This window comes from Brevibacterium sp. HMSC24B04 (genome assembly GCF_001806835.1).
Lineage (GTDB): Bacteria > Actinomycetota > Actinomycetes > Actinomycetales > Brevibacteriaceae > Brevibacterium > Brevibacterium ravenspurgense.
Window position 1 is genome coordinate 1 of record NZ_KV786122.1, and the last position, 3860, is coordinate 3860.

The 3860-nt window shown below is 61.5% G+C and carries 4 protein-coding genes; 2 read left to right on the plus strand and 2 right to left on the minus strand.

All coding sequences use genetic code 11. The features are described 5' to 3' along the window. The first annotated feature begins 192 nt into the window (after window positions 1-192). Window positions 193-870: a response regulator gene (locus tag HMPREF3092_RS10465; protein WP_010154757.1), complete on the plus strand. Its 678-nt coding sequence runs from the start codon at window positions 193-195 to the stop codon at window positions 868-870. 352 nt (window positions 871-1222) lie between these two features. Here the strand turns inward: HMPREF3092_RS10465 and HMPREF3092_RS11370 are convergent, their stop codons facing one another. Both HMPREF3092_RS11370 and tet(33) read right to left on the minus strand, forming a co-directional pair. After that, window positions 1223-1393 (minus strand): hypothetical protein, encoded by a 171-nt coding sequence (locus HMPREF3092_RS11370; RefSeq protein ID WP_155818981.1) that lies wholly within the window; start codon window positions 1391-1393, stop codon window positions 1223-1225. Between the two features lie 363 nt (window positions 1394-1756). After that, complete coding sequence (gene tet(33), locus HMPREF3092_RS10470) at window positions 1757-2980, minus strand: tetracycline efflux MFS transporter Tet(33) (protein ID WP_074690335.1); 1224 nt, start codon at window positions 2978-2980, stop codon at window positions 1757-1759. A gap of 38 nt (window positions 2981-3018) precedes the next feature. Between tet(33) and HMPREF3092_RS10475 the strand changes: the two genes are divergently transcribed. Continuing rightward, the gene (locus tag HMPREF3092_RS10475) at window positions 3019-3588 is read left to right on the plus strand and encodes a TetR/AcrR family transcriptional regulator C-terminal domain-containing protein (protein WP_010154754.1); all 570 of its coding nucleotides are present in this window, start codon (window positions 3019-3021) and stop codon (window positions 3586-3588) included. Window positions 3589-3860: the final 272 nt, after the last annotated feature.

The following is a 3860-nucleotide window of genomic DNA, read 5'->3' on the forward strand; positions in this document are numbered from 1 at the left end:
CCTCTGACTGCCGCCAATCTTTGCAACAGAGCCCCTGGAGATGCTCGATCCTCCACGCGATGAGTTCCCGCCTCGCCCCGACGAGACCTGTCACTATTACGAGGCGGAAATCAGCTTCTTCGAACGAGTCGACGTCCACGTCGTCTGCTTCGCCTCCGACCAGGTCAGCAGGATCGGAACGGTTCCCGCGCCATGACCCCGGAGGATCGCACCGACACCCCGCCGATCCGTGTCCTGATCGCGGATGACGACCAGCTCGTCCGCACCGGCGTCGCCGCTATTCTCGCCTCCGCCACTGACCTTGACATCACCGCCCTCGCCAGCAACGGCCACGAGGCCGTCGACGCCGCGGCAACACACCGCGTTGACGTCGCACTGCTGGATATCCAGATGCCACGACTCGACGGCATCGGAGCTCTCCGTGAGATCCGGCACCGACTGCCCGAGCTTCCGATCGCCATGCTCACCACCTTTTCCGACGACCATCTCATCGCCGATGCGATCAACGCCGGCGCCCTCGGTTTCCTCCTCAAGTCCGACGAACCTCAGCAACTCATTGCCGGCGTCAGGGCCCTCGCGCACGGCGGAGGCGCGTTCTCCCCTCGAGTCGCCCGCTGGCTCGCCGCCGAGCAACGAGCGGGCCACCGCACCCGAACCGCGCGAGACGAACTCACTGCCCTGCTCACCGAGCGCCAGATCGAGCTCCTCACCCACATCGCTCGCGGACTCTCCAACGCCCAGATCGGCAGGGCCATGCATCTGTCCGAAGGCACCGTCAAGCAATACGTCTCCCAGCTCTTCAACACCCTCGGCATCGACAACCGTGTCCACGCCGCCATCACCGCCTACCGACATGGACTCATCACCTGAAGCCGACCCTGACCACACTAATGGTGGGTAGTGGCGCACTCGAGAGCATGGTCATCGTCGGCATCTAGATGGCGGTCGTCTACAGCGGCGCAATCTTTTAACCAAAGTGGACAGCGCGTCCGCGATCAGTCCCCGCTCCCCTGATCGTCGAAGGCAGTAGCGTCGTGACGGTTTCGATGCGCGTGATGATCGCGAGGGATGGCTACAAGCACCTCCTGCGCACGGTCGCGGCCAAGGACGACGACCGCGAGCCAACCCCGTAGGGCCGGCAAAGTAGTTGCGTTTCGATCGGGTAGTTTCTGCGGTTCCCAGATTACGGGCTTAAGGGTCGTTCGTGCTGTCCGCACAGGCCTCAGTCAACCTGCGTCTCGATGCAGTAGCGTCGCAGTTCTGCGATCATCGCGGTCTTGGGGGTGCTGACGAAGCGGAACGCATGGCTGAAACGGACGCGCATTCCTCCAGCCTCGAGGTAGCCGTCGCAGGAAGCGCGTCGTCCGTGGGTGACGACAGAAATGACCTCCACCCGCTCGGGAGAACGGCGGGCGCACCTCTCGGGCTGCACTGGGGCCGCTGTGTGTGGATTTCTCGATGAGCGTCCAGCTCATGTCATCGGCAAGCCACTCGGAGAGGGCCTCCAGCTCTCCCTTGGCCCGGTTCACAACGAAGTCTCCGTCAACGCACTTCCGTGAAGACTCATGGTGCTATGGCTCGATCCGATGCGCCCGGCCTTTCTCCGCGATCGGCACGCACATTTCGATGGGTCTATCAGGCTCCCAGCTGACCTGTCCTTGGTAGATGATGCCGAGTTTCCCGGTGGCGCCGTCTCGCTAGTCGGCCATGGCGAAGCAGTGTCGCCGCCGTGTTGCTCCTGCTCACGTCTCACAACTCACATCGAGTCGCCGCTCGCCCATGAGCCGAACTTCGGGGACGCTGCTGTACCACGCATGATGAGAATCACGCAGGGCACGTAGAGTGCTGCGGCGCAGAGCCAGAGGAAGCCGTCGGCGTTGATGTAAGTGAGCGCGAAGATCGTTGTGAAAGCGACCGGTCCGAAGATCGATGTGACGCTGTTGATGCTGGCGAGCACACCCTGGAGGCGCCCTTGGTGCTGTTCATCGACGCGCTGGGAGAGAAGGGTTTGCAGAGCGGGGAGGCCGATGCCACCGATCCCCAGTGCCGCCAAGATAGGCGCCATGGAAAATGCGTCAGTGACAATCGCCAGGCCTACGAGACCCAAGGCGTCGGTAACACACCCGATGATGACTGTTTTTGCCTCACCGATCCACTCCACGATGCGGCCAGTAAGGAGGGCCTGCACGAGAACCTGTACGATCCCGAAGACGGACAGGGAGATTCCAACTTCGACGGGACTCCAGTCGAGGCGGTGTTCAGTAAACAGCACCCAGGTCGCACCTGGAGCCTGCCCAATGAATTGAACAAGGCCGAATGCGACTAATAGGAAGGTAATCCCAGGCACCGCGCTGAGGCCGGGGCGACCACGATGCTGAGCGAGCGACGCAGAGCGCGCAGGGGAATCAGGACGGGTCTCGCGTAACAAGATAAAGGTGAGTGCCAGATTGCTCGCTGAGAGAAGAGCAGCGAGCAAAAACGGCAGATGTGGCGAGATGGCACCGAACAGTCCACCCATGGCTGGCCCCGCGATCATTCCGCCGCCATAGCAGGCACTGAGTAAACCGAAACGCTTGGCGCGCTGGTGGGGTGGCGTGATGTCGGCGATCACGGTGGCGGTGACCGCATTGGTCGCTCCGGTTATCCCAGCCACTGCACGGGCGATATAGAACACCGACAGAGCGGATGTCGTGGCGAGCACGAGATAGTCGACGGTCGCACCGGCCAGGGAAACAAGCAGCACCCGGCGGCGGCCGAATCGGTCCGACAGTGTTCCCAGTACGGGGGCAAAGATGAACTGCATTACCGCGTAGAGCGCGATCAGCACTCCGACGTTCAGCGGAACCGCATCAGCGGTGACCCCTGCCTCGTGTAGCAGTGCGGGGAGAATCGGCATCACCAGGCCCATGCCGGCGGCGTCGAGGCTAGCCGTGATGAGGACCGTGGCCAACGAGCCACGAGCGGAAGTGAGAGATGACACCTTATCAACGATAAAGTTATCGATGATAAAGTGCAAGCATGGCTCAGAAACAAGCGCGACTCGATCGTGCAGCAGTCTTGCGCGGTGCGAGGCATGTGCTCAATAACACGGGGATCGACGGTTTCACCACGCGGGCGCTGGCTGCGCATCTGCGGGTGCAGCAGCCAGCGCTCTACTGGCACTTTCGGACAAAGGGCCACCTGCTCGGATCGCTCGCAGCTGATGTGCTTGATCGCGAACACCACGCCTCACTCCCAGAGTCAGGGGAGCGCTGGGACGACTTTCTCCTGCGCAACGCGCGGAGCTTCCGGACAGCGCTTCTGGCAGTCCGGGATGGAGCACGGCTGCACGCAGAGTTTCACCGTCAAAAGAGTGACCAGATGCCAGCGGGCTCGGATGCCCCCGAAAGTCAGATCGAGTTTCTCGTGTCCGAAGGATTCGCTGAGGTCTCTGCGGTCCGAGCTCTCATGGCTATCAGCCGCTATACGGTCGGTTTCGTACTAGAAGAACAAACAGCGCTCGACAACGGATGTGAGCCTGTCGATCAAGACCTAGATTTCGAGTTCGGGTTAGTTGCAATGGTTGAAGGGCTGGCATCAAAGCGATGAGGGATGCTCGCGCTTTGGGTCTCTGCGTCAGTAAGGTCAATCCTTTCCCGCTCCCGCAGCACCTCCTCCGCGATACTGACGATTCGCTCATGGCTACGGAGCTCACTAACGAGCAAATCAGGGACCGTATGCATGTCGCGTCGCGATCGCGGAACGGCACATCAGCAGCATCTTCACCATGCTCGACCTTAACGAGCGCACAGGAAACAAGCGCGTCATCGCCGTCCTCGAGTACCTCAAGAGGCTCTGTTGCAAAAATCGTGAAGCTTGAG

Bases quoted from the DNA above. Each gene is read 5' to 3' on its own strand.
- HMPREF3092_RS10465 (WP_010154757.1), top strand. From the start codon at position 193: ATGACCCCGGAGGATCGCACCGACACCCCGCCGATCCGTGTCCTGATC.
- HMPREF3092_RS10475 (WP_010154754.1), top strand. From the start codon at position 3,019: ATGGCTCAGAAACAAGCGCGACTCGATCGTGCAGCAGTCTTGCGCGGT.